Origin of the sequence: Erwinia sp. LJJL01, from assembly GCF_047300805.2 — a bacterium.
Taxonomy (GTDB): domain Bacteria; phylum Pseudomonadota; class Gammaproteobacteria; order Enterobacterales; family Enterobacteriaceae; genus Erwinia; species Erwinia aphidicola.
The window spans coordinates 1,181,405-1,207,469 of sequence record NZ_CP178576.1; the positions used below are offsets into that span (position 1 = coordinate 1,181,405).

At 56.8% G+C, this 26,065-nt stretch carries 23 protein-coding genes; 11 read left to right on the plus strand and 12 right to left on the minus strand.

What is annotated here, in order from left to right:
• The first annotated feature begins 204 nt into the window (after positions 1 to 204).
• Both ACLI4M_RS06325 and ACLI4M_RS06330 read left to right on the plus strand, forming a co-directional pair.
• Complete coding sequence (locus ACLI4M_RS06325; RefSeq protein ID WP_048914572.1) at positions 205 to 825, plus strand: TIGR04211 family SH3 domain-containing protein; 621 nt, start codon at positions 205 to 207, stop codon at positions 823 to 825.
• A 138-nt stretch (positions 826 to 963) separates the two neighbouring features.
• Positions 964 to 2,184, plus strand: a complete 1,221-nt coding sequence (locus tag ACLI4M_RS06330) for a multifunctional CCA addition/repair protein (protein WP_133622698.1) — start codon at positions 964 to 966, stop codon at positions 2,182 to 2,184.
• 73 nt (positions 2,185 to 2,257) lie between these two features.
• Here the strand turns inward: ACLI4M_RS06330 and bacA are convergent, their stop codons facing one another.
• Both bacA and folB read right to left on the minus strand, forming a co-directional pair.
• Positions 2,258 to 3,079, minus strand: coding sequence for an undecaprenyl-diphosphate phosphatase (gene bacA / locus ACLI4M_RS06335; RefSeq protein ID WP_133622697.1), 822 nt, complete (start codon positions 3,077 to 3,079; stop codon positions 2,258 to 2,260).
• Between the two features lie 144 nt (positions 3,080 to 3,223).
• Positions 3,224 to 3,583 (minus strand): bifunctional dihydroneopterin aldolase/7,8-dihydroneopterin epimerase, encoded by a 360-nt coding sequence (folB, locus tag ACLI4M_RS06340; protein WP_048914569.1) that lies wholly within the window; start codon positions 3,581 to 3,583, stop codon positions 3,224 to 3,226.
• A gap of 107 nt (positions 3,584 to 3,690) precedes the next feature.
• On the opposite strand from folB, the gene plsY reads away from it, so the two are divergent.
• Positions 3,691 to 4,293, plus strand: coding sequence for a glycerol-3-phosphate 1-O-acyltransferase PlsY (plsY, locus tag ACLI4M_RS06345; protein ID WP_048914568.1), 603 nt, complete (start codon positions 3,691 to 3,693; stop codon positions 4,291 to 4,293).
• Between the two features lie 135 nt (positions 4,294 to 4,428).
• Here the strand turns inward: plsY and tsaD are convergent, their stop codons facing one another.
• Entirely contained in the window at positions 4,429 to 5,442 is a 1,014-nt protein-coding gene (gene tsaD / locus ACLI4M_RS06350) for a tRNA (adenosine(37)-N6)-threonylcarbamoyltransferase complex transferase subunit TsaD (protein ID WP_048914567.1), read from the minus strand.
• A gap of 303 nt (positions 5,443 to 5,745) precedes the next feature.
• Between tsaD and rpsU the strand changes: the two genes are divergently transcribed.
• The 3 genes from rpsU (at position 5,746) to rpoD (ending at position 10,039) form a co-directional block, all read left to right on the plus strand.
• On the plus strand, positions 5,746 to 5,961 hold the full coding sequence (rpsU, locus tag ACLI4M_RS06355; protein WP_001144069.1) for a 30S ribosomal protein S21: 216 nt from the start codon (positions 5,746 to 5,748) through the stop codon (positions 5,959 to 5,961).
• Positions 5,962 to 6,072: 111 nt separating this feature from the next.
• Entirely contained in the window at positions 6,073 to 7,818 is a 1,746-nt protein-coding gene (dnaG, locus tag ACLI4M_RS06360; protein ID WP_133622696.1) for a DNA primase, read from the plus strand.
• Positions 7,819 to 8,197: 379 nt separating this feature from the next.
• Positions 8,198 to 10,039, plus strand: a complete 1,842-nt coding sequence (gene rpoD, locus ACLI4M_RS06365) for an RNA polymerase sigma factor RpoD (RefSeq protein WP_133622695.1) — start codon at positions 8,198 to 8,200, stop codon at positions 10,037 to 10,039.
• A 72-nt stretch (positions 10,040 to 10,111) separates the two neighbouring features.
• Here the strand turns inward: rpoD and mug are convergent, their stop codons facing one another.
• The 4 genes from mug to ACLI4M_RS06385 form a co-directional block, all read right to left on the minus strand.
• Positions 10,112 to 10,630: a G/U mismatch-specific DNA glycosylase gene (gene mug / locus ACLI4M_RS06370; protein WP_133622694.1), complete on the minus strand. Its 519-nt coding sequence runs from the start codon at positions 10,628 to 10,630 to the stop codon at positions 10,112 to 10,114.
• Positions 10,631 to 10,683: 53 nt separating this feature from the next.
• On the minus strand, positions 10,684 to 11,718 hold the full coding sequence (locus ACLI4M_RS06375; protein ID WP_133622693.1) for a tartrate dehydrogenase: 1,035 nt from the start codon (positions 11,716 to 11,718) through the stop codon (positions 10,684 to 10,686).
• A gap of 156 nt (positions 11,719 to 11,874) precedes the next feature.
• Complete coding sequence (locus ACLI4M_RS06380; protein WP_133622692.1) at positions 11,875 to 13,419, minus strand: methyl-accepting chemotaxis protein; 1,545 nt, start codon at positions 13,417 to 13,419, stop codon at positions 11,875 to 11,877.
• Between the two features lie 83 nt (positions 13,420 to 13,502).
• Positions 13,503 to 14,438: a LysR family transcriptional regulator gene (locus tag ACLI4M_RS06385; protein WP_133622691.1), complete on the minus strand. Its 936-nt coding sequence runs from the start codon at positions 14,436 to 14,438 to the stop codon at positions 13,503 to 13,505.
• 131 nt (positions 14,439 to 14,569) lie between these two features.
• Here ACLI4M_RS06385 and ACLI4M_RS06390 point away from each other — a divergent pair, with 131 nt between their 5' ends.
• Positions 14,570 to 14,959: a tautomerase family protein gene (locus tag ACLI4M_RS06390; RefSeq protein WP_133622690.1), complete on the plus strand. Its 390-nt coding sequence runs from the start codon at positions 14,570 to 14,572 to the stop codon at positions 14,957 to 14,959.
• A gap of 48 nt (positions 14,960 to 15,007) precedes the next feature.
• Here the strand turns inward: ACLI4M_RS06390 and ACLI4M_RS06395 are convergent, their stop codons facing one another.
• Together ACLI4M_RS06395 and ACLI4M_RS06400 are read right to left on the minus strand one after the other, a co-directional pair.
• On the minus strand, positions 15,008 to 16,162 hold the full coding sequence (locus ACLI4M_RS06395; protein WP_133622689.1) for a porin: 1,155 nt from the start codon (positions 16,160 to 16,162) through the stop codon (positions 15,008 to 15,010).
• Positions 16,163 to 16,365: 203 nt separating this feature from the next.
• Entirely contained in the window at positions 16,366 to 17,508 is a 1,143-nt protein-coding gene (locus tag ACLI4M_RS06400; RefSeq protein ID WP_413449784.1) for a porin, read from the minus strand.
• 601 nt (positions 17,509 to 18,109) lie between these two features.
• Between ACLI4M_RS06400 and opgB the strand changes: the two genes are divergently transcribed.
• Complete coding sequence (gene opgB, locus ACLI4M_RS06405; protein ID WP_133622688.1) at positions 18,110 to 20,401, plus strand: phosphatidylglycerol--membrane-oligosaccharide glycerophosphotransferase; 2,292 nt, start codon at positions 18,110 to 18,112, stop codon at positions 20,399 to 20,401.
• Between the two features lie 39 nt (positions 20,402 to 20,440).
• Here the strand turns inward: opgB and asnB are convergent, their stop codons facing one another.
• The gene (asnB, locus tag ACLI4M_RS06410; protein WP_133622687.1) at positions 20,441 to 22,291 is read right to left on the minus strand and encodes an asparagine synthase (glutamine-hydrolyzing); all 1,851 of its coding nucleotides are present in this window, start codon (positions 22,289 to 22,291) and stop codon (positions 20,441 to 20,443) included.
• 320 nt (positions 22,292 to 22,611) lie between these two features.
• Here asnB and ampH point away from each other — a divergent pair, with 320 nt between their 5' ends.
• On the plus strand, positions 22,612 to 23,787 hold the full coding sequence (gene ampH / locus ACLI4M_RS06415) for a D-alanyl-D-alanine-carboxypeptidase/endopeptidase AmpH (protein ID WP_048914554.1): 1,176 nt from the start codon (positions 22,612 to 22,614) through the stop codon (positions 23,785 to 23,787).
• On the opposite strand, the gene ACLI4M_RS06420 is transcribed toward ampH, so the two are convergent.
• Positions 23,774 to 24,076, minus strand: coding sequence for a helix-turn-helix domain-containing protein (locus ACLI4M_RS06420; protein WP_133622686.1), 303 nt, complete (start codon positions 24,074 to 24,076; stop codon positions 23,774 to 23,776). The two genes, ampH and ACLI4M_RS06420, sit on opposite strands and share 14 nt — an antisense overlap.
• A gap of 119 nt (positions 24,077 to 24,195) precedes the next feature.
• On the opposite strand from ACLI4M_RS06420, the gene ACLI4M_RS06425 reads away from it, so the two are divergent.
• Both ACLI4M_RS06425 and nlpA read left to right on the plus strand, forming a co-directional pair.
• Positions 24,196 to 24,453, plus strand: a complete 258-nt coding sequence (locus ACLI4M_RS06425; RefSeq protein WP_048914552.1) for a helix-turn-helix transcriptional regulator — start codon at positions 24,196 to 24,198, stop codon at positions 24,451 to 24,453.
• Between the two features lie 147 nt (positions 24,454 to 24,600).
• Positions 24,601 to 25,407: a lipoprotein NlpA gene (nlpA, locus tag ACLI4M_RS06430; protein WP_133622685.1), complete on the plus strand. Its 807-nt coding sequence runs from the start codon at positions 24,601 to 24,603 to the stop codon at positions 25,405 to 25,407.
• A 48-nt stretch (positions 25,408 to 25,455) separates the two neighbouring features.
• Here the strand turns inward: nlpA and ACLI4M_RS06435 are convergent, their stop codons facing one another.
• The gene (locus ACLI4M_RS06435) at positions 25,456 to 26,016 is read right to left on the minus strand and encodes a UPF0149 family protein (protein ID WP_053110389.1); all 561 of its coding nucleotides are present in this window, start codon (positions 26,014 to 26,016) and stop codon (positions 25,456 to 25,458) included.
• Between the last annotated feature and the right edge of the window lie 49 nt (positions 26,017 to 26,065).

Below are 26,065 nucleotides of genomic sequence, written 5' to 3' on the forward strand. Positions count from 1 at the left end.
AAGGTAACTGATTATGCCTGCTTTATGACAGGTAGCTTAACCCGAAGAGTAATGCACAAGCGACAGGGCTGTCTCTGCTTTATTACGCTTTCGCGTGCCCGCTCTCACGCTCTTTGAGACCAGGATAGTTCTCATTCAGCTTTCTGCGAGGCCGCTCCAGACTGTGCCTTTACTTTTTTCCAGCACTTACGAATAAGAGTTCGAATGAATAAAACTCACCTTATTGGACTGACTTTACTCACTTTTAGCGTTGCAACATCGGTTCATGCTGAAGAAAAACGCTACATTTCCGACGAGCTTTCCACCTGGGTCCGCAGCGGTCCTGGCAATGATTATCGCCTGATCGGCACCCTGAACGCCGGCGAAGAAGTCACCCTGCTGCAGTCAAACGACAATAGCAAATATGGGCAAATCCGCGACAGCCAGGGGCGCACCACCTGGATCCCGCTGGCACAGCTGAGCGAGCAGCCAAGCCTGCGTTCGCGCGTGCCGCAGCTGGAGCAGCAGGTCAAAGACCTGACGGCCAAACTGGCCAATATCGACGGTAGCTGGAACGAACGCACCGCCGAGATGCAGAAAAAAGTCGCCGGCAGCGATGGGGCGATCAACAGCCTGAAAGAAGAGAATCAGCAGCTGAAAAACCAGCTGGTGGTGGCGAAAAAGAAAGTGGATGCCGCCAACGTACAGCTTGACGATAAACAGCGCACCATCATTATGCAGTGGTTTATGTACGGCGGCGGCGTAGCCGGTGTCGGCCTGCTGCTTGGCCTGCTGTTGCCGCATATGATCCCGCGCAGGAAGAAAAGCGACCGCTGGATGAATTAATCCAAACGATGACAAATCAGGGTATCTGCGGATGCCCTTTTTGTCGTGCCTGCGATTTATCATTTGTGCAACATGGATGTTATAGTGTTCCGATTAATGATCGGTTAATTCCGATTATCCGCTTTGTGGAGACCCGCAGTGAAAACATACCTTGTCGGCGGCGCCGTGCGCGATGGACTGCTGAATTTGCCGCTGAAAGACAAAGACTGGGTGGTGGTGGGAGCCTCTCCCCAGCAGATGCTGGATGCTGGCTACGAGCAGGTTGGCCGCGATTTCCCGGTATTTCTGCACCCTTCCAGCCACGAAGAGTATGCGCTGGCGCGCACCGAGCGTAAGTCCGGCAGCGGTTATACCGGCTTCGTCTGCTATGCCGCGCCCGACGTCACGCTGGAAGAGGATCTGGCCCGACGCGATCTGACCATCAACGCCATTGCCCAGGACGCTGACGGCAACTTTTACGACCCTTATCGCGGGCGTGAAGACCTTAAGCTGCGCCTGCTGCGCCATGTTTCGGCCGCATTCAACGAAGATCCGCTGCGCGTACTGCGCGTGGCGCGCTTTGCGGCACGTTTTGCCCACCTCAATTTCCGCGTCGCTGACGAAACCATGGCGCTGATGCGCGCCATGGCGGCAAGCGGCGAGCTGGCGCATCTGACGGCGGAGCGCGTATGGAAAGAGACGGAGAGCGCCCTGCTCACCCGCAACCCGCAGGTCTATTTCCAGGTACTGCGCGACTGCGGTGCGCTGGCGGTGCTGTTCCCCGAGCTGGATAATCTGTATGGCGTGCCGGCCCCGGCCAAATGGCACCCGGAGATTGACACCGGGGTGCATGCGCTGATGACGCTGGCGATGGCCGCCCAGCTCAGCCCGGAGCTGGATATTCGCTTCGCCACGCTGTTTCACGACGTCGGCAAGGGCCTGACGCCGCCGGAGAAGTGGCCCAGCCACCACGGGCACGGCCCGGCTGGCGTGCCGCTGGTTGCCGCGCTGTGCGAGCGCCTGCGCGTGCCGAATGCCGTGCGCGACCTTGCCCTGCTGGTTACCGAATTTCACGATCTGGTGCACACCGTACAGAATCAGTCAGCCGCTACGCTGATTGCCCTGTTTGACCGCGTGGATGCCTGGCGTAAGCCGCAGCGCGTTGAGCAGATTGCTATCACCAGCGAAGCCGATGCGCGTGGGCGCACCGGTTTTGAAAGCAATCCTTATCCGCAGGGCGACTACCTGCGCACCGCCTGGCGGGTGGCACAAAGCGTGTCGACCAAAGAGGTGGTTGAGGCCGGATTCAAGGGCAGCGAAGTCAGAGAAGAGCTAACGCAGCGGCGAGTGGCCGCGCTGGAAGAGTGGAAGTCGTCATAACATCGTAACGGGCCAACCGAAACAAACGACCCCAGGGCCGATCGAAACAAAAGATCGGCCCCTACGGGTAGTTTTACAGAACGAACACCGCGTAAACCGCTGCCGCGATAATAAAGCGGTAGATAGCAAACGGGATAAACGAGATACGTTTGATGATGTGCAGGAAGGTCTTGATCGCGATCAGCGCGACAATAAAGGCGGTGACAAAACCGACGGCGAACATCGGGAAGTCGGCCAGGGTCAGGAAGCCCATGCTCTTATAGAGATCCAGCGCGGTAGCGCCCATCATCATCGGCACGGCCAGCAGGAAAGAGAACTCAGAAGCCGCATAGCGGCTCACGCCCATCAGCATCCCGCCGGAAATGGTCGCACCGGAACGTGAGAAGCCCGGCCACAGCGCCAGACACTGGAAACAGCCAATCACGAATGCCTGGCGATAGGTAATATCATCCACGCCCACCGCTTTTGGCTGCTTCGGCTTCAGCAGCTCCGCCGCGATCAGCAGCACGCCACCGACCACCAGCGCATACATCACGTTAATCGGGTTAAACAGCGTTTTGATCTGGTCGTGCAGCAGCAGACCAATGACTACCGCCGGCACCATACCCAACAGAATATGAATCAGCGTCAGTTTGCCGGTACCGGTACCTTCATGCGGCTCTTTGCCGAAGTGAATACCGATCAGGCCAAACAGACGGCGCCAGAACATCACCACCACGGCCAGAATTGAACCAAGCTGGATAACCACTTCGAAAGTCTCTGCTTTCTCGCCTTCAAAACCTAACAGATGACCGACAATGATCATGTGCCCGGTGGAGGAAACAGGAAGGAACTCCGTCAACCCTTCAACAATGCCGAGTATTGCTGCCACCCATAGCTGATGAATATCTGCCATCAAATTCTACCTCTAACCAAGTTAAAACCATTAAAAAGGCGGTCGCTTTGCGCTACCGCCAAATTGTGCCCGGACTGAATTAGGGCAACCTTAAGACAGACCATAATGTGGTTTGGTTTCATTGTCATGGCAATGAGATTGCGTTTATTTCGGATTAGTCCCGCGTTCGATGATCACCCCGACCTCACGCGCCTGAGCGACGGCTCCCGGTTTGCTGACCTTAATCCGCACCCACGGCGAGGCGAATCGAGCCAGCAACAGCGTGGCAATCTCCTCCGCAACGCGCTCAACCAGCGCGAATTTGCCGTTAGCAACGTGATCGATAATCGCCTGTGAGACGTCGGCATAGCTCAGGCAGTCATTGACGTCATCGCTGGCCGCGGCTTTGCGGTTGTCCCACGCCATTTCGACATCGAACACCAGCTTCTGCTGAATCGTCTGTTCCCAGTCGTAAACGCCAATGGTAGTGATGACGGACAGGTGATCTATAAATACAATATCCATGATACGGCTCTCTGTTTTTACGGTTGCCGGATATCATCCCCGGCGGTTTATGCGTATTATCCACGGATGCAGACTTTAAGACGACCCCAACAAGACGGAATAGAGTTATGAGTGTATTCGCGCTTGGTATGATCATTTTCGCGTATCTGTGTGGCTCCATCTCCAGCGCGATTCTGGTTTGCCGGCTGTTTGGATTACCGGACCCTCGCCACCACGGTTCGCGCAACCCCGGCACCACTAACGTATTGCGCATCGGCGGTAAAGGTGCGGCAGCCATGGTGCTGGTGTTTGATGTGCTTAAAGGCATGCTGCCGGTCTGGCTGGCGTATCACTTCGGCGTCACCCCGCTCTACCTCGGTCTGACCGCCATTGCGGCCTGTCTTGGCCATATCTACCCGGTATTCTTTAAGTTCAAAGGCGGTAAAGGCGTCGCCACTGCCTTTGGTGCTATCGCGCCTATCGGCTGGGATTTAACGGGATTGATGACCGGGACCTGGCTGCTGACGGTGCTGCTAAGCGGCTACTCTTCGCTGGGGGCGATTATCAGCGCGCTGATCGCGCCGTTCTACGTCTGGTGGTTTAAACCGCAGTTTACCTTCCCGGTCGCCATGCTCTCCTGCCTGATCCTGCTGCGTCATCACGACAATATTCAGCGCCTGTGGCGCGGGCAGGAAACCAAGATCTGGAAGAAGAAAAGAAAGGATCCGTAAAGATACGGGCGAGGCATGCCTCACCCCTGCCAAATCACGGTGAATTCGCATCGGTAAGCGGGTTGCTGAACCCCGACAAAAACGCGCTGAATGTGCTGATGGGCCAGGCATGCCTGACCCACAACAGGCGAGCAGTTAAATAGCAGGTAACTCTGCCAGCGGCCAGCGCGGGCGCACCGTGACGCTCAGCTCCGCATGCACACCACCTTTCATCCGCACCATCCCTGCATAGGCGATCATCGCGCCGTTATCGGTACAAAATTCCGGGCGCGCATAAAACACTTCGCCGCCCCGCTTCTGCATCATCTCTGCCAGCTTACTGCGCAGCGTGCGGTTAGCGCTGACGCCCCCGGCAATCACCAGGCGCTTAAAACCACTCTGGTCGAGTGCACGGCGGCATTTAATTGCCAGCGTATCGACGACGGCATCTTCAAAAGCGCGCGCGATGTCAGCGCGAGTCTGTTCGCTGCTGTCATTATCGCGAATGGTATTTGCCGCGAAGGTTTTCAGGCCGGAGAAGCTGAAATCCAGCCCCGGGCGATCGGTCATCGGGCGCGGGAAGACAAAGCGCTTTTCCACCCCCTGCTGCGCCATTTTCGACAGCATCGGGCCGCCGGGATAGTCCAGCCCCAGCAGCTTGGCGGTTTTATCAAAGGCTTCGCCTGCCGCATCATCTATGGATTCGCCCAGCAGGGTGTATTCCCCGATGCCCGTGACGCTGATCAGCTGCGTATGGCCGCCGGAAACCAGCAGCGCGACAAACGGAAACTCGGGCGGGTTATCTTCCAGCATCGGAGCCAGCAGGTGCCCTTCCATATGGTGCACGGCAATCGCCGGAACATCCCAGGCAAACGCCAGCGAGCGACCAATGGTGGCGCCAACCAGCAGCGCACCGACCAGGCCCGGGCCGGCAGTGTAGGCCACCGCATCGATATCCTGCGCCTGCAGCCCGGCTTCTTTCAGCGCGGCCTGGATCAGCGGCACCGTTTTACGCACGTGATCGCGCGAAGCCAGTTCGGGGACCACACCACCGTAGTCGGCGTGGAGCTTTACCTGGCTATAAAGTTGATTAGCGAGCAAACCGGCCGCATCGTCATAAATGGCAATACCGGTTTCATCGCAGGATGTTTCAATTCCGAGAACACGCATGGCTTTTTCACCTCATTCTTGCGGCGCGCAGTGTAGCATGACGGCGCTTTGCCGGGCGGCAATTTTAGCGACTCAACGGTTATGCCTTGACCAATAAGGCGTTTTTTTTCCCACCAGGGACGCTGGTTTCGTGTATAATCAGCCCCCTGAAAAAAACCGGCAGCCGCACAGGCGCATCTGTTGGTTACATTAAGCTATGGTGCTTTACAACGCAGCCTGTGTTGGAGTAAAATTCCGCACCATTTTGAAATGAGCTGGCACCGATGTCAGCAGCAAAACCGAATTTATCGAGGTGAGAGTTACATGCCGGTAATTAAAGTACGTGAAAACGAGCCATTCGACGTAGCACTGCGTCGCTTCAAGCGTTCTTGTGAGAAAGCAGGCGTTCTGGCTGAAGTTCGTCGTCGTGAGTTTTATGAAAAACCTACTACCGAACGTAAGCGCGCTAAAGCGTCTGCAGTAAAACGCCACGCGAAGAAACTGGCTCGCGAAAACGCACGCCGCACTCGTCTGTACTAGTAGCCTGAGGGTTCGCCCTCTCGTTATACAGACCAGTTAGTAGTTATCAGGCCGTGCTTCCGAAAGGAATGCGCGGCTTGTTGTCGTTTATGAGCTGATCAACCGGGGCTTATGGCAGGAAGAATTCCACGCGTATTTATCAATGACTTACTCGCACGCACGGACATCGTGGATCTTATTGATGCCCGGGTGAAGCTGAAAAAGCAGGGTAAAAACTATCACGCGTGCTGCCCTTTCCATAATGAGAAAACCCCCTCCTTCACGGTAAACGGCGAGAAACAGTTTTATCACTGTTTCGGCTGCGGTGCACACGGCAACGCCGTCGACTTCCTGATGAATTACGATCGTCTGGAATTTGTCGAAAGCATCGAAGAACTGGCGACCCTGTATGGTCTGGAAGTGCCGTATGAAAGCGGTAACGGTCCCAGCCAGCTTGAGCGTCACCAGCGTCAAAGTCTTTATCAGTTAATGACCGGTCTGCGCGATTTCTATCAGCAGGCGCTGGCTCAAAGCCAGTCGGCAGGCGCGCGTGAATATCTGGCGCAGCGCGGGCTAAGCGAAGAGGTCATTAAGCATTTTTCTATCGGTTTCGCCCCTGCGGGCTGGGACAACGCGCTTAAACGCTTTGGCCGTAATCCTGATGACCGCCAGTCGCTGATCGACGCCGGTATGCTGGTCACCAACGATCAGGGCCGCAGCTACGATCGCTTCCGTGAGCGCGTGATGTTTCCTATCCACGATAAGCGTGGGCGGGTGATTGGCTTTGGTGGCCGGGTACTCGGCGACGGGATGCCGAAATATCTCAACTCGCCGGAAACCGATATTTTCCATAAAGGCCGCCAGCTGTACGGCCTGTATGAAGCACAAAAAAATTATCCTGAACCGCCTAAGCTGTTGGTGGTTGAAGGGTACATGGACGTGGTGGCGCTGGCGCAGTTTGGCGTGGATTACGCCGTGGCCTCGCTGGGGACCTCCACCACAGCTGAACATATTCAGCTGCTGTTCCGCGCCACCAACACCGTGATTTGCTGTTACGACGGTGACCGTGCAGGCCGCGAGGCAGCCTGGCGTGCGCTGGAAACCGCATTACCTTACATGAATGACGGTCGTCAGCTACGCTTTATGTTCCTGCCTGACGGCGAAGACCCGGATACGCTGGTGCGTAAAGAGGGTAAAGAGGCGTTTGAAGCGCGGATGGAGCAGGCAATGCCGCTCTCCGGGTTTCTGTTCGATACGCTGATGCCGCAGGTCGATTTGCGCTCGCCGGATGGCCGCGCGCAGCTCAGCACCCTGGCCCTGCCGCTGATTAGTCAGGTGCCGGGCGAGACGCTGCGCATCTACCTGCGTCAGGAGCTGGGCAACAAGCTGGGGATCCTTGACGATAGCCAGTTGGAGAAGCTGCTGCCGAAGCAAGCGGAAAATGCGAAACCGCCCGCGCAGCCCCAGCTAAAACGCACAACCATGCGTATACTTATTGGGCTGCTGATCCAGAACCCACAGCTGGCGATGATGGTGCCCTCGCTTGATGGGCTGGAGCAGTCGGATTTACCCGGTTTTCCGCTGTTCGTTGAGTTAGTGAGCACTTGCGTTGCTCAACCTGGCCTGACGACCGGACAGCTACTAGAGTTATACCGCGGCACAAAATTTAGCCAGAGCCTTGAAACCCTGGCAACATGGAACCACATGATAGTAGATGACGAAGTGGACACCATGTTTAAGGATGCGCTGGGCAGTATGTACGATGACGCACTGGAGCGTCGGCTGGAAGAGCTGATTGCCCGTGACCGCACGCACGTACTGAGCGCAGAAGAGCGCCGCGAGTTCTGGACGCTAAGCCAGGCTCTGAAGAAACAGTAATCGCAGCAGGCTTAACCAGGCGCTGCGGGCTGACCGGAAAAGAGGGTCAGCCCCTACATCACAGAAGATTTTAGGGTTCGCCCCAAAGTCACACAGAATTTAGAGGCGTTATCGGCGCAGTCAGTTCAGGTGCGGCCAGCGCGGAGAAACCGCAGCGTACTGTTGTACGTGAGGATTTCGAGCACTGCCCAATCCTAAAATGGCAAGCAAGATAGCTTCGGACAGAACAAAAGCGGCTTAAGTGCCGAATTCTAGTCAGGCAGCCCCTGACAGCCGCCATGACGGGCAGCGGCAATAATCTAAACGCCCTCACTGTTATTGTTGGCATCTTAGCCGACCCGACACCAATCTAATTTAACAGAAGTGTGGATACCGTCTTATGGAGCAAAACCCGCAGTCACAGCTGAAGCTACTTGTCACCCGTGGTAAGGAGCAAGGCTATCTGACCTATGCCGAGGTCAATGACCATCTGCCGGAAGATATCGTCGACTCCGATCAGATTGAAGACATCATCCAGATGATTAACGACATGGGCATCCAGGTAGTGGAAGAAGCGCCTGATGCCGATGATCTGATGCTGAATGAAAACAACAACGATACGGACGAAGATGCTGCTGAAGCGGCTGCTCAGGTGCTATCCAGCGTAGAGTCCGAAATCGGGCGTACTACTGACCCGGTGCGCATGTACATGCGTGAAATGGGTACCGTTGAACTGTTGACTCGCGAAGGCGAAATCGACATCGCGAAGCGCATCGAAGACGGTATCAACCAGGTACAGTGCTCGGTTGCTGAATATCCTGAAGCCATTACCTACCTGCTTGAGCAGTACGATCGCGTTGAAGCGGGCGAAGCGCGCCTGTCAGACCTGATCACCGGTTTTGTTGATCCCAATGCGCAGGAAGACATCGCACCGACGGCGACCCATGTCGGTTCCGAGCTGTCTGAAGCCGAGCGTGACGAAAACGAAGAAGAAGACGAAGAAGATGACGACAGCGCGGACGATGACAACAGCATCGACCCGGAGCTGGCGCGTGAAAAATTCAACGATCTGCGCGTACAGTACGAAAAAACCCGTACCGTTATTAAAGCGAAGAGCCGCAGCCACGCTGATGCCATCGCTGAGATCCAGAATCTCTCCGACGTCTTTAAGCAGTTCCGCCTGGTGCCGAAGCAGTTCGACTTCCTGGTAAACAGCATGCGCGTGATGATGGACCGCGTACGTACTCAGGAACGCCTGATTATGAAGCTGTGCGTTGAACTGTGCAAAATGCCGAAGAAGAACTTCATTACCCTGTTCACCGGCAATGAAACCAGCGAAACCTGGTTCAAAGCGGCGCTGGCAATGAATAAGCCGTGGTCAGAAAAGCTGAACGACGTGTCAGACGATGTGCACCGTGGCCTGCAGAAACTGCAGCAGATTGAGCAGGAAACCGGCCTGACCATTGAGCAGGTGAAGGATATCAACCGTCGTATGTCCATCGGTGAAGCGAAAGCGCGCCGTGCGAAGAAAGAGATGGTTGAAGCAAACTTACGTCTGGTTATCTCTATCGCCAAGAAATACACCAACCGCGGTCTGCAGTTCCTTGATCTGATTCAGGAAGGTAACATCGGCCTGATGAAAGCGGTGGATAAGTTTGAATACCGCCGTGGTTATAAGTTCTCAACTTATGCTACCTGGTGGATCCGTCAGGCGATCACCCGTTCGATCGCCGACCAGGCGCGTACCATCCGTATTCCGGTGCATATGATTGAGACAATCAACAAGCTCAACCGTATTTCGCGCCAGATGCTGCAGGAGATGGGCCGCGAGCCAACGCCAGAAGAGCTGGCTGAGCGCATGCTGATGCCGGAAGATAAAATCCGCAAGGTGCTGAAAATTGCCAAAGAGCCGATCTCCATGGAGACGCCAATTGGTGATGATGAAGATTCACATCTGGGTGATTTTATCGAAGATACCACGCTGGAGCTGCCGCTGGACTCTGCCACCTCTGAGAGCCTGCGTTCTGCTACCCACGACGTGCTGGCTGGCCTGACCGCGCGTGAAGCGAAAGTGCTGCGTATGCGTTTCGGTATCGATATGAACACCGACCACACGCTGGAAGAAGTGGGCAAGCAGTTTGACGTGACGCGTGAGCGTATCCGTCAGATTGAAGCGAAGGCGCTGCGTAAACTGCGCCATCCAAGCCGCTCTGAAGTGCTGCGCAGCTTCCTCGACGATTAACCGACGGCCTGCGTAACAAGATGGCTCCTCACTGAGGGGCCATTTTTTTGCCGACACTTTGGGCCGGATAGCTTAACGCCCCTGCTCACGCAATGCCCGATCGAGTGCCGCATAGGCCGCCGTCATCTCCTGCTGCGAGGCACGATTCAGGCCGCTGGGATTCGGCAATACCCAGATTTCCGTGCCAGCAATCGTCAGAGGCTGCCTGCCCCACTCCACCTTGCTGCGGCGAAATGCCTGCTGATAAGCCTGCTTGCCGAGCACCGCCAGCGCCGCGGGCTGATAGCGCTCAATCTTATCCACCAGCGCCTGGCCGCCCTCACGCAGCTCGCTGCCCGCCAGTTCACTGGCCAGCACCGTTGGCCGCTCCACCAGCATGGTAATACCGCAACCGGTCTCCAGCAGCTGCTGCTCCTGCTCGGGCTTGAGCTGGCTGCGGGTAAAGCCCGCCTGGAAAATGGTTTTCCAGAAGCGGTTACCGGGATGGGCAAAATGAAAACCGGTGTGGGCGGAGGATTTTCCTGGGTTAATGCCGCAGAACAGCACTCTCAGTCCGGGCTGGATAATATCGCTGATGCCGTGTGCTTCCATGGATAACTCTCTCCCTGCTGGCGGGCTGCCACACCTGCGGCAGCCATGGTGATTTAAATCGCGGCAATGACCGCTGCGGTGATCTCTTCGGTGCTCAGCCCGTGATCTATTTTCTGCTGCGCGCTGACGGTTTCAACGGCGTGCAGAATCGCGCGTGCCGCCTGTTGCTCGCCAAGATGTTCCAGCATCATCGCCGCAGACCAGATAGCGGCAATCGGGTTAGCGATGCCCTGCCCTGCAATATCCGGCGCGGAGCCGTGCACCGGCTCAAACATCGAAGGCACAGCGGGGTCGGGATTGAGGTTGGCAGAAGCCGCATAGCCCAGCCCGCCCTGAATGGCCGCGCCGAGATCGGTGAGGATATCGCCAAACAGGTTGGAGGCGACGATCACGTCGAGCGTTTCCGGGTTCATCACCATTCGGGCGGCAATCGCATCAATATGATAGCGGTTAACCGTGACATCCGGGTAGTCGCGCGCCACCTCCCCGGTGACTTCATCCCACATCACCATGGTGTATTTCTGCGCGTTGGATTTGGTGACGGAGGCCAGCCGCTTGCTGCGCTTTTGCGCCATCTCAAAGCCAAAGCGCAGAATGCGCTCAACGCCGCGACGGGTGAAGATCGAGGTTTCTACCGCCACTTCCGCCGGGGTTCCCTGGTGAATACGCCCGCCCGCGCCGCTGTACTCCCCTTCGGTGTTCTCACGAATGCAGAGGATATCAAACTCGCTTTTGCGCAGCGGGCCTTCCACTCCCGCCAGCAGGCGGTGCGGCCGTACGTTGGCATACAGATCAAACTGCTTGCGGATGGGCAACAGCAGGCCGTGCAGCGAGACGTTATCCGGCACTTTTTCCGGCCAGCCCACCGCCCCCAGCAGCACCGCATCAAATTTCTTCAGCGTATCGATACCGTCTTTCGGCATCATCTCACCGTGCTCAAGATAGTATTCGCACGACCACGGGAACCACTCGCCGCCAAGGGCGAAATCAAATTTGGCCGCGCTGTGGACCAGCACGTGCCAGGCAGCGTTAATCACGTCCACGCCGATTCCGTCCCCGGGGATCACCGCCACTTGATAGCTTTTCATGATGCTCCTTAGATGATTAATATAACCAGCAAGATAACATCTTCGCCCAGGCGGCGGGTTTGTGCTGCTTTTTTTGGGGGATCTGGCGGCAGAAGCTGCCGAACAGGCACGCTATACGCATCAGCCATTGCGGGCCGCGCAAGGCCCGCGTTCAGACTAGCGGAACACGCTGACTGCCTCTACCAGACGGCTGGCCTGGTTTTTCATACGCTGCGCCGCCTGCGCGCCTTCGCTGACCAGCGCGCTGTTATCGTGCGTCAGGCGGTCGAGCGCTTCTACCGCCTGCCCGACCTCGCCCAGCCCGGCGCTCTGCTCGGCCGTTGCCACGCTGATCTGCTGCAGCAGTTCGGTGACGTTCTGCACCTTATCGACAATATCGCCGATCGCCTTGCCCGCTTCATGCACCTGCCCGGCACCGGACTCCACCTTGAGATTACTGGCGGCAATCAGTTGGCGGATCTCACTGGCTGCACCGGCGCTGCGCTGCGCCAGGCTGCGCACTTCTCCGGCGACCACGGCGAAGCCTTTGCCCTGTTCGCCGGCACGCGCGGCTTCCACCGCCGCATTCAGCGCCAGGATATTGGTCTGGAAAGCGATGCTGTCGATCAGGCCGGTAATGGTGGCAATCTGGCGCGAGCTGGCGGCGATCTCATCCATCGTCACCACCACGTTCTGCATCACCTCACCACCCTTCACCGCCGCGTTGCTGGCGGTATGCGAGAACTGATTGGCCTGCTCGGTACTCTCGCCGTTGCGCTGCACCGTGCTGGTCATTTGGTTCATGGTGCTGGCCGTCTGCTGCACGCTGGCTGCGGTCTGTTCGGTATGGCTGTTGATCTTGTCGTTACCGCGCGCCAGCTCGTCGCTGGCGCGATGCACGTCGAGTACCTGATCGCTGACGTCTTTAATCAGCCAGCGGAACATCAGGCCCAGCTGCCCCACCGCCCGCAGCGTCATACCGATCTCATCCACACGGTTCAGGTGCTCAACCTGCGGATTAGCGCCGCTGGCCACGTCCAGCGCCTGGCGACAGACGGCAGCCATCGGCCGGGCAATCTGGCTTTGCAGCCAGACATCCACCAACAGCGCGATCAGCACCGAAAAGGCGCTGAAACCGGCCAGCGCCGTGCCCTGCAGCCCGGCGAAGGCTGCCGCTGCCACCAGCGGTAGCCACAGCGCCAGCACCGCGCTATGAATGCGCCAGCGCAGTGACAGCGTTTTCAACAGGGAGAGCGGGCGCAGCCAGCCGGTGCGCAGCAGCAGGCCGCGATGCAAACGCCAGCCCTTAAGCCGCCCCTGGTTCATCTTCTGATACAGCTGCTCAGCGCCACGCACCTCTTCGGCGCCGGGCTTGACCCGCACCGACATATGGCCAAGGATTTCGCCATGGCGGATCACCGGCACCACGTTGGCGCGCACCCAGTAGTGGTCGCCATTTTTACGGCGATTTTTCACCAGCCCGGTCCACGGCAGTCCCTGGTTCAGGGTGCTCCACATATCGGCAAAGGCGGCTTTCGGCATATCGGGGTGGCGTACCAGATTATGAGGCTGACCGTCGATTTCACTGCGATCGTAACCGCTCACCTCAATAAACGCGCTGTTGGCGTAGGTGATATAGCTGTCAGCATCGGTGGTGGTCATCAGAGTGGTATCGTCGTCGAGCAGATGCTCCTGTTGGGTCACGTGCTGATGGGTTTGCATATAACGGCCTTGTTATGAATGTTTAGATCCTGCATGAACTTGCATGCACTATGCTAAACCATCGGCAGAAAGTGGCGAAAACTTTAACAATTCTCACCAGATTTATGCGCAAACGCCTCACGCAGCCAGTGGATAAAAGCGCTGACGGCGCGCGGCACCTGAGCCGACCACGGGCGCACCACGTACAGCATCTCGGCAAAGGCGCCCACCGCCTGCCACTGCGGCAGCAGCTGCACTAACGAGCCATCCTTGAGCGCCGCCTGTGCGCTGAAGTCCGGCAGCAGCGCAATCCCCAGCCCTTCCAGCGCCGCGTCGCGAATCGATTCACTGTTGTTGGTGGCAAACGGCCCGCTCACGTTCACCGCAATCTGTTCACCCCCGGCCAGCGGCTGAAAACGCCAGCGCGGCGCTTCCACGCCGCGTGGATAGTAAAGGCAGAGGTGTTCACTCAGGGCCTGCGGGCTGGCGGGGTGACCGAAGCGTGCCAGATAGGCCGGAGAAGCCACCACCACCGCGCGCGTCGGGCAGAGCGGCAGCGCAACATGGGTTTCCGGTAGACTCGTGCTGTGGCGGATCGCCAGGTCAAACCCTTCGCAGGCCAGCGATACCAGGCGGTCAGAAACCTCCAGCTGCACGCGCACCTGCGGATGCTCGCGCAGGAAGGTGGTGATATGCGGCACCAGCTGCTGGCGGGCAAACGCCACCGGTGCCGTCACGCGCACCATCCCGCGCAGCGGCCCGGCCGAGTCGCGCACGCTGAAAAAACTTTGGGCAATCTGTGCAAAGGGCGCGCGCAGGTCATCCACCAGCTTTTCCCCGGAGCTGGTCAGGCGCAGGCTGCGCGTGGTGCGCGTCACCAGCGGTACTCCTGCCAGCTGTTCCAGCTCTTTGATCTTCTGCGACATCGCCGCCTTGCTGACCTCCAGCCGCTCCGCGGCAGCGGTAAAACTGCCCTGCTCGGCCAGCACCGTCAGCCAGTGCAGATGCGTCCACAGCGCATCCGTTTTGAGCTCTTTCATTTTCATTGTTCACTATAGTAAATAATCATTTCAAGCATAGCGCTTTTTCCCGCCGCGCATCAGGGGTAAATTGCCCTCACTGACAGGCGATACAGCCTGCACCACTTAACAATGATGACGTCGGGGTGTCTATGCCATTACTGCAATTTGATGTGATTCAGGGCCGTTCAGAGTCTGAGCTGAAAACCCTGCTGGATGCCGCACACCGTGCCGTCCTGGCGGCGTTTAATGTGCCAGCGCGTGACCGCTACCAGATTGTTCACGAAAATAAAGGCTATCAGATGGTGTTCGAGGATACCGGGCTGGATCTGCCGCGTACCGATAACCTGGTGATGGTGAGGGTGTTTACCAGCCCGCGCAGCAGCGAGCAGAAGCAGTTCTTTATGGCCGAACTGTGCCGCGAACTGGAAGAGAGCTGTGGGATTTTACCAAGCGACGTGATGATGACCTTTATCACCAACGACAAAGGCGACTGGAGCTTCGGCAACGGCGTGGCGCAGTATCTCACCGGGGAACTTTAGCGCAGAGAAGCAGCCCTCCCCGACTGGCCGCCGGGGAGGGTACAACGTTTAGAAGTCGTAACGCAGACGCACCAGGTTCATATCACCCAGGTTGTCGGTGCTGGAAGTAAACACGTGCTCGTAGTCAACGCGGAAGCCGTAATCCAGCTTGAAGGTCACACCCAGGCCGTTATCGATGCGCTGGTAATCACGCCCCGACACGTACTGCAGGCGGTCGCCCATAAAGTACGGCATCACCGACTTCAGGCCATACTGCCCCACCGGCACGGTATAACCGGCCAGATACTCCACGCCCCACGCATCACCGGCGAAGTAGTTGTGAACATCGGCCTTTTTGGTGGTCAGGAAGTTGTCGTACCAGCCGCCGCCCACGGTGAAGGTCCAGTTATCCGGCGTCCAGCTCAGCGCGGTACCGAAAATGTTCTGGTCGTAAGATTTGTCATCGCCGTTGTTGCGGTTACGCATATCTGCGCGGGTGTAGTTCCACGCGGTGCCCCAGGTCAGATCCTTCGCGATGTGGTAATCCACGCCCAGCGATCCGCCGCCCTGACGCTTGTAGCCGAGGCTGTTGCCATTGACCAGGTAGTCATTGTCGGCAAACAGGTAGGAGGCATACACATCCGCATCGCCGAAGGTATTTTTGTACTTCAGCATTTTGCGTGAACGATAGGAGCCGTCATAGTCGCCGTTAATGCCGTTGCCCGGCGCCTGGGCCAGCATGTCGTAGTCCCAGATATCGGTTTTCGCGCCGACCACATCGTAATAAACGCTGTTCTGCTGGCCGAAGGTCAGCGTACCCCAGGTTTTACTTTTCAGGCCGGTGTAGAGCATACGGCGGGAGGTGTCGTGCGCGCCCGGTGCGTAGTGGTTATCCCAGTCGAACACCGCCGGGATGTTGACGCCCAGCTCGTAGTAGCTGATCCAGCTGATATCATCAAACAGATAATAATCAGCGGCAAAGCGGAAACGCGAACCGCCGTCAAAGCCGTTACGACGGTAGGCGTTGCTGCCATCGTTGCCGGTCAGGTTGTTGAACTGTGGACGAATACTGCCGCCCACGGTGAAGTTCAGACGGCTCAGCGGATCGCCCGCCTGCGGATCTTGTTTAAGCAGGGTAATCTCAGCATTAGCAGCAAAGGAAGCGCTGCCAACAATCAGCCCCAGACCCATGGCCTGAGTTAAAACACGCATTTTAGTTAACATTATGTAGCCCTGTGTAATATTGCCAAATATAACGGCGAGATATTAGCCCGAAATATGTGACAATTTGTTCATCTGCATGACAATTTTGTGCGATTTTGCGCACGAAGAGATTAAGCAAATATTTCATTATGTTTTTTTATTCACACAAATTATCAAAATGTGCGGTATTTATTGACCGTGCCTAAACAAAAGCCAAATATTTTTCAGAAGTCATAGCGCAGGCGAAATAAATTTAAATCACCCATATGGTCATTACTGGAGCGAAAAACATGCTGATAGTCAAAGCGGAACCCTTTATATAAAAAGAACTCCACGCCCAGACCATTCTCTCGCTGGTAGCGCTCACGATGATGCCCGGCGCGCAGCTGGGCACCAAAGTAGATCGGCATGATGCTTTTCAGGCCGTAGCGATGGACCGCAAAGTCCCGCCCGACAAAATAGCTCAGCCCCCAGGCGCGGGTGGCAAAATAGCGCCGCAGCGGTCGGCCAGCCAGAGGGGTAAAGTTTCGGAACCAGCCGCCGGTCGCCGCCACCGTCCACTGCCCCGGCTGCCAGGAGAACCCGGTTCCCAGGATCTGTTGATCAACCCGTTTACGCTGCTGCTGTGCATCAGTCATGGAAGCCCGGGTGCGGTTCCACGCCAGCCCCCACGACAGCCGGGGCGTCAAATGGTCGTTGATCCCCAGTGACTGACCATCATGCCGCTTGTACCTTGCGCCACGGCTGTAATACGGATTGAGCGGGAAAAGATAGCTGGCGTAGAGATCGACGGCGCCGAAATGTTGCAGGTAGTTGAGCGATCGGCGGGCGTGCCAGGAACCATCGGCATTCGCATCGATACCGTTCTCCACCGGCTCGGAGTGCATATCGTTGCCCCAGATATCGGTTTTAGCGGTCACCACCTGGTAGTAGATACTGTCCCGGTGCCCCCAGGTGAGTTCGCCCCAGCGCCGACTGCGCACCCCGGCATACAGCTGCCGATTATTGGTGTTGCGTGCGCCTTCAGCATAGTGGCCGTGCCAGCCGATCAGCGCAGCGGTATTCACCCCCGTTTCAGCGTAGCCTACCAGGCTGAGGTCGTTATCCAGCTGATAGCGCAGGTGGAAACGCAGGCGCGAGCCGCCATCAAACAGGTTGCGCTGGTAAGAACCGCGATCTTTTCCGCCCATCACATCGTAGATACTCATACGGATATCGCCGCCAACGCGAAAATTGAAGCGGCTAAAAAAACGGGCACCCTGCGGATCGGCCCTGAGCAGGGTGATCTCAGCACGGCATGAGGTGGCAAAAAGTAGCAGCAGCAGCGCGGAACGACACGGGTGAAGCGTGCAAGCGAGTTTCATCATTACCCTCCCTGAGTCCACCACTCCCCCCGGCGGGGAGCAGTTTTCACGAAATGCACAATCATAAAAACGCCTGTTTGTTAGCCGGGTTTTATCCCTGAGTGTGAACTCACCCTTTTCTGCTAAGCGAAATTGCAAAATTTTGGCCTAATTAACATTTTTGCAACATCGCTGCGGATTTTGGTGGATTTTTAAATGAACAGCGGCTGACTCGCAATTTATGTGAGCTAAATCTTAATTTTAAGATTATCCCCTCCAGCACTAACCCATTAATTATGTTTAAGATAGTTCGCACCAAATCAGGATTATTCGCTTGTCTGGTCGTGGCTGAGTGATGATGACTGCGCCTGTAGCAACGAAAAGCGCCGTCAAATAGCCTCATCGCCCCGCAAACAGCAGATTGAAAAAAGTCATCATTGCGTCACTCAAAGTTAAACGAAAGGTAAACGGCGGGGTTGCAGGCGGGGGCACTATCACATTTTCCTGTCTCCCTGGTTGGTTGCCAGAGATAATTCGCTGCGTTAAATTAATCCGTTGAACTTAATATTTTCTTTTCGCAGGCACCTGACAGGGATTGCGTCACATACAGGGTAAAATTGATCCGATGGTTTCAGAATGGTTATCACTCCTATTTTTTATCGCTTCTGTATCACTTTACACATGGAAGGCAGGACGCCATAAGCTGTGGTTCTCGGCCGTGCTGGTACTGCTGGGCGTCTACATTGTGCTCAATGCTTCCCTGCTGGCGAGTAATTATTTCACCGGCGAAGGCATTAACGATGCGGTTATTTACACCATCACCAGCAGCCTGAGCGGCGCCGGGGTGCAAAAGTATATTCTGCCGGCGGCGGGGCTGATAATAACATTATTATTGCTCTTCCTGTTATTATCCTGGGTATTACGACTGCGTAAAAACCATAATTACAGCAAATTATATAGCCTGCTGGCATTGGTGCTTGCCGTACTGTCGATAAAAACCACGCCGGCTTATCAGCAGGTTGCCAATTTAATTAAGTCACAAATAACCAAAGGCGACTCGGATTTCTACAGTCACTACCAGGTGCCGGGTAAAACCTTACGCGGCGATCGCCCCAACCTGGTGTATATCTATGCCGAAAGCCTGGAACGCACCTATTTTGATGAGCGTGCGTTTCCAAAACTGGCACCTGAGCTGAACGAAATTAAAAATAACGCGCTGGACTTCAGCAATACCGAACAGCTGCCCGGCACCGAATACACCATTGCCGGCATGGTGGCCTCACAGTGCGGCATCCCGCTGTTTGCGCCGTTTGACGGCAACGCCTCCAGCTCGCTGTCGACCTTCTACCCGCAGAATGTCTGCCTTGGCGATATCCTGAAATCTTCCGGTTATCAGAACTATTTCTACCAGGGTGCCAGCCTGAGCTTCGCGGGCAAGGATCTGTTCCTCTCCTCGCACGGCTTTGACCATATGTACGGCTTTAAAGAGCTGGCTGGCGTGGTGAAGGACCCGAAATACCGCAACGACTGGGGCTGGTACGACGATACCGTGCTGGAGGTGGTGTTCGACAAATATCTGGAGCTGGCGCAGAAAAACCAGCCGTTCTCGCTGTTTGCCCTGACCGTGGATACCCACCATCCGGACGGTTTTATCTCCCGCAGCTGCCAGCGCAAGTCTTATCCGTTTGACGGCAAAGAGAACAAATCCTTCGCCGCGGTTGCCTGCGGCCAGGAGCATATTGCCAGACTGATTGAAAAAATCCGCGCCACGCCGTACTTCAAAAACACCATTATCGTGGTCAGCTCCGACCATCTGGCGATGAACAACACCGCCTACAAATATCTCAACCAGCATGAACGCCGCGATCTGTTCTTTATGCTGCGCGGCGATGACGTCAGCAGCAGGGTGATTTCGCTGAAGCGCAACACGCTGGATAACGGCGCCACGGTGCTGGATGCGATGGGCGGCGATAACTTTATCGGCCTCGGGCGCAGCAGCCTCTCCGCCACCTCCCTCTCCGCCACCTATCTCAATATTAAAGAGAAGATCAACGAGTGGAAGCCGGACGTGATCGCGCTGTGGAACTTCCCGAAAGCGATCTCCGACTACAAAATTGATAGCGAGAAAAACACCTTCAGCTTCTCTGGCGCCCACTTCAAGCTGCCGCTGTTACTGTCAGTGATGCCAAATAAGATTGAACCGAAGCTGGATGCTTACCTGGCGACCCCGCTGAAACAGCAGCTGGCAAGATTCGCCGCCGACGAGAAGTTTGTCTGGATCGATCGCTGCTACAAAATAGGCAGCGTATGGGATGACCAGCTGATAATGAACAACGGCCTGTGCGTGGCGAACGGTACGCTGAATGCGCACCCGACCATCATCCAGGTTAAACCGGGCAACACGCTGGGGAAAATCACCTTTAGCAAAGGTGAGCAGAGTGACGATCGCTATCAGCGCAGCCTGACGCGCCTGAAGATAGCCGACGCCGATCTGAAATACACCTCGGACAGCATCCAGTTCAATCTGCCTGGCCTGCCGCAGCAGGTGCAGAAAGTGTCCGGCCTCTCCTACGCTGAAAACTGGGGACGCTGGTCGGATGCCAACCTGCTGCCGGATGTCACCATCCAGTATCTGGAACCCTTACCGGCGAAGTTTGCGCTGACGATCAGCGCCCGCGCCTTTGGCAATAACAGCCTGCGCCCGGTGCAGGTCAGAGTCGGCGACTGGCAGCAGCAGGTGACCTTCGGCGCGCAGGACACCACGATGACGCTGCAGGTGGATAACCCGTCACGGGCGCGCAGCATCGTCATCACGCCGCCGGAGCCGATAGAAACCAGTGAAGGTACGGTGGATGGTTTTGCAGCACGTAAGCTGGGGATTGGGCTGGTCAGCCTGAAGGTCACGGCTCAGCCCTGAGATGAGCGTGGCCCCGGCATGCGCGGGGCCACGCTGACGTTATATGGCCAGCTCAACCTGGTAGTTTTCCATCCAGCGATTCAGGCCAACGACCATCTCCAGCCCGACGCGAATATCCATTGAGCTGCTGCTGCCCATCGCCAGCGCCAGCTTATCATTCACCTGTTTATCATCCAGCAACGCCCGCACGGGCGCATCCTTATCCGCCATAATCGCGGACGTCAGCTCGCGCAGTGCCTGCTCGTAAGCCGGGTCCTGCGTGGAGGGATAGGGGCTTTTCACCCGTTTAACGATCGACTCGGGCAGCAGATCCTGACCCGCGGCACGCAGGATGCTTTTCTCACGACCGTCAAAACACTTCATCTCCCACGGAATATTGAACACATACTCCACCAGCCGGTGGTCGCAGAAAGGCACCCTGACCTCCAGCCCCACCGCCATACTCATGCGGTCTTTACGATCGAGCAGGCTGCGCACAAAGCGCGTCAGGCTCATATAGCTGATTTGCCGCATACGCTGATTGGTCGGGCTTTCACCGGGCAGCCGTGGCGTCTCGCGCTGTGCCTGGGTAAAGCTGTCGTGCAGGAACTCATCAATATGCAGCCGCTGCAATAAGCTGGCGTCCAGCAGCGTTGTGCCATCAAAATACTTACCGGAACCCTGCGCCAGCCACGGGAATATCTGGCCCTGCACCGCATCGGCATCATGGAACCAGCGGTAGCCACCAAACACCTCATCCGCTGACTCCCCGGACAGCGCGACGGTGGAGTGGTGGCGGATCGCCTCGAACAGCAGGTAGAGTGACGGCCACATATCCCCCCAGACCACCGGCGGCAGATCCAGCGCGCGGATAATCTTGTCGCGCAGTTTGCTGTCGGCCATGCTGCGGCTATCAAGCACAATTTCACCGTGCTGCGAGCCGATCATCGCCACCAGATCGCGCACGAAGGGCGCATCGGGCGTGCCGCGCAGCTCGTCCTTCACGAAATCAATGCCGTGTGAACGAAAATCCACTGAGAATGAGCGGATATTCTCTTTCCCCTGGGACAGCAGCTTTTTTGAGGCCAGCGCGGTGATGACCGAGGAGTCCAGCCCGCCGGAGAGCAGGCTACAGAGCGGAACATCGGCGACGATCTGCCGCCCGACGATATCATCCAGCAGCTCGCGCGTATGGGCAATTGTCTGCTCAAGCGTGTCGGTATGCTCCAGCGCCTCAAGCTGCCAGTAACGGTGATGCTGTTTTCCCCGGCTGGTGAACTGCAGCATCTCACCCGGTAATACTTCATACATCCCTTTAAATATCGCCTGGCCGGGCGTTTTTACCAGCTTCAGTAATTCACGCAGGCCGTCCGCATCCACCCTGGCCTTGACCAGCGGATTAGCCAGCAGGGCTTTGGCTTCTGAACCAAAAATAACGCCATCCTCGGTGGGATAATAATAGAGCGGCTTCACCCCCATGCGATCGCGTACCAGCAGCAGGCTCTGGCGGCGGATATCCCAGATAGCAAAGGCAAAGATGCCATTGAGCCGTTGGGCAAAATCATTGCCCCACTGCAGCCAGGCACGCAGCACCACCTCAGTATCGCTGCGGCTTAAAAAGCGCTGGCCTGCGGCCTCCAGCTCTGCGCGTAGCTCCTTGAAATTGTAGACTTCTCCGCTGTAGGTAATCACTGCCTCCAGATTGCCGCGATTGCCGGCCATCATCGGCTGGGCACCGCCGGCCAGATCGATAACCGACAGCCGCCGGTGCCCTAACCCGACCGGCCCGTCAATCCATAGCCCGCCTGCATCCGGGCCGCGCAGGGCCATGGTATCGGTCATGGTTTGCAGTACATCGCGCTGCTGCTGCATTTGGCGACTAAATGACAACCATCCTGTTATTCCACACATAATAAGCTCCTTTTAATGGCGCAATAATTTGCCTGTTAATATGTAGCGGAAAAAAATTAAATAATCCTGCATGAGCAACTTAATTAGTAAAAGTATGAAGCAAAAAGGCAACAAAACATAAAAAGTGTATTGAAGTATATTTAATCACGAAAATAGCTTATTCGATTTCAATTACAATTATGGACGACTCGCGACTTAATGATTGACCGATAAAAAATGAAAGGGTATGACACTTTTTTTTACTCAGGAAAGGCTTGCAGTTAGGAGCAGAAAATCTACTATGAAGCGGTCAATCATTCACTTACAGGGATGCACGCCCGTTGAAATCTTCGCTCTATGCTTTTCTGCTGCTTCCCGCCCTGGCTCTGCCACTGCTGAGCCAGGCGCGAACCACGCCGGACCCGCTGCTGGCTTCGCAGACCGTCGAACGCTACGCCGATAATATCTTCTACAACACCAAGGCCAGCGGTATGGCGATGGTGGCGATTGATGCCAACCAGCGGGTGTTCGTCAGCCGCGGCTCCGTGCGCCCCGGCAGCAGCCAGCGGCCACAAAAAGATTCGCTGATCCGCATCGCCTCGCTCAGCAAGCTGATGAGCAGCGAGCTGATGGTTAAACTGGCCGAAGAGGGGCGCTTACAGCTCAATGACCCGCTCAGCAAATACGCCCCGCCCGGCAGCCGTGTACCGAGCTACAACGGCCAGCCTATCCGCCTGATCAACCTGGCCACCCATACGGCCGCCCTGCCGCGTGAACAGCCCGGCGGCAAAGCAAACCGTGCGGTATTTACCTGGCCAACTTACAGCCAGCGCTGGGCCTGGCTGCGCAGCGCGCAGCTAAAATATGCGCCGGGCGAACGCGCCGCCTATTCGAACCTGGGCTTTGACCTGCTGGGCGATGCGCTGGCGCGCGCGGGCGGCAAGCCCTATCCCGCGCTGCTGCAGGAGAAGATCACCCGACCGCTGGGTATGAAGGACACCACCTTTACCCCTTCCCCCGACCAGTGCGCACGCCTGATGATCCCGGCGAAAAGCCCAAGCCCGTGCAACAACTCGCTGGCGGCGATTGGCAGCGGGGGCGTATACTCAACGCCTGACGATATGGGCCGCTGGATGCAGCAGTTCCTCTCCTCCGACGTTCACACCCGCAGCCCGCAGGCTGACCGACTGCAGACCATGATCTACCAGCGCGCGCAGTTGACCAAAGTCGACGGCATGGACGTGCCGGGCCGCGCCGACGCGCTCGGCATGGGCTGGGTTTATATGGGTCCGCGTGACGGCCGCCCGGGCATTATTGAAAAAACCGGCGGCGGCGGCGGCTTCATCACCTATATGGCGATGGTGCCGCAGTACAGCGTGGGCGTCTTTATCGTGGTAGCCCGCTCAGCAGAGACCCGCTTTACGCCAATGAGCGACGGGGTCAACAACCTGCTGACCGAGCTGATCGGTAACAGTTCTGGCAGCGCACAGCTTGCCGCCAGCATTATGGCGCAGTGATATCCTCATCCTCTGCGCGATCCGTTGCCTCCGACCGTTGGCGACGGATCAGATTTTCTCTTGGCAGCAGGCGCCCCCGCCTGTCGTAGTACCGCGTTGGCCAGATGTCCGCCGGATGCTTGCCTAACGCACCCGCAATAATAAACTCCCCTTTCGGCCAGGGCCGTTTCAACGCATTGCCCAGCGTTCCCGAACTCAGCCCAACCTGTCGCGACAGCTGCGCCAGGGAGATCCCCTTTTTCTTAAATGCCGCAATGATATCGGCCGGATGCATATCTTTTCTTTTCATCGCTCCCTCTGCTGCTGGCTAAACTCCTGAGCCTGTAAAATTAACACTAAGTATAACTTAGTACAATTTGCATAAGCAGCTAAGAGAATCCTGTTACTTGTTAACGCATCAGGATCGCCATGCTGTCACACCGTTTAAAGGAAGCCCGCCTGCGTAAAGGGATCTCTCAGCAAAAACTCGGCGTATTGGCCGGGATTGATGAAGCGACCTCCAGCGCGCGCATGAACCAGTACGAACGCGGCATTCATGTGCCGGACTTCGAGCTGGTGTGCCGCCTTGCGTCGATATTGAACGTGCCTTCCTGCTATTTCTACACCGTCGAAGATGAGCTGGCCGAGCTGGTGCGCCAGTGGTATTTACAACAGCACCCAGAGTAACGCCTGCGCTTTACCTGCCGCGATACCCCCTCTTACTCCTCCTGCTTATATCATGTGCTTTTTTAGCCTGGACTGCGCCGTTGACTCAGCGGCGGATTCACGGATAGTGGTTAGCTTTCTACCTCTTTGTATTTAAGGACAAATAACGTGAAACTGCCTGTACTTACCGCCGCGGCACTGATGCTGGGCATGCTGCTGAGCGGCTGCGATCAAAAAAGCGCCGACGCGCACCATATTAAGGTCGGCGTGATTAACGGTGCCGAGCAGGACGTGGCCGAAGTGGCGAAAAAAGTGGCGAAGGAGAAGTACGGGCTGGATGTGGAGCTGGTTGGCTTTAGCGGCTCGCTGCTGCCTAACGACCCGACCGCGCATGGCGACCTCGATGCCAACGTCTTCCAGCACCGCCCGTTCCTCGAGCAGGACAACAAAGCCAAAGGCACCACGCTGGTCGCGGTGGGTAACACCTTCGTCTTCCCGATGGCGGGCTACTCGAAAAAGATTAAGCAGGTCAGCGAATTAAAACAGGGCGACACCATCGCCATCCCTAACGACCCGACCAACCTGGGCCGCGCCCTGCTGCTGCTGCAAAAAGAGCAGCTGATTACCCTGAAGGCGGGCACCGGCCTGCTGCCGACCAGCGCCGATATCACCCGCAATCCGCTGCAGCTGAAGATTATGGAGATTGAGGGCGCGCAGCTGCCGCGCGTACTGGATGATGCCCAGGTCGCCGTGGCGATTATCAGCACCACCTACCTGCAGCAGACCGGGCTGAACCCAGTGCGCGACAACGTGTTTATCGAAGATAAGCAGTCGCCTTACGTCAATATTATCGTGACGCGGGAAGACAACAAGGATGCGCAGAACGTGCAGGATTTTGTGAAGTCGTATGAGTCGCCAGAAGTGGCAAAAGCGGCGGAAGGGATCTTTAACGGCGGCGCGGTGCCGGGCTGGTAACAGTAGAAAAGGCTGGAGAATGCGCGGGCATTTTCCAGCCTGAGTTTTTTAGTGCAGAACCTTCGGGCTGAACAGGCTGAGTGCCGCCGGGCGGATCGCCTCGATACTCTGCTCATGCTCTTCCGGGCTCATGCTTTCCAGCTTGTCGAAGTTCTCTTCGCTGCCGTGCAGGGCGATAGCCGCCAGCGCGGGCTTCAGCGCTTCCGACAGGGTTGGCCAGTTGTTGCCCAGCGCCACGCCCTTCATATAGCCGTAGCACCACTCCTCAACCACCACAAACTCGGTGCCTTCCATCTCGTTGAGGCCAAACAGCGGTTCGAACTGCTCCGGGTACTCGCTCAGGCGGTCAGCAATATCATTCATATGCTGCGCGATCAGCTCCATAAACTGCTCGAACTCTTCTTCCGATTCCCACTCCGGGTCGTTCTCTTCGCCGCCCCAGATCGCCGGCAGCCACACCTGCGGCTCCACCAGCGTTGGGCCGGAGAGGATAGCGGTGAACATACCGTCAAGTTCTGAGGCATCCAGCACCGAATCGTCATTACCGTACTTGGTTAAGATTTCGTCCAGGAACTCGAGTTCCTCTTCGGTTAAGGGTCCTTGTTGCATGCTGTACCTCCACGGCGTATTAAATTGCGTCTGCGAGTATTCTGGGTGC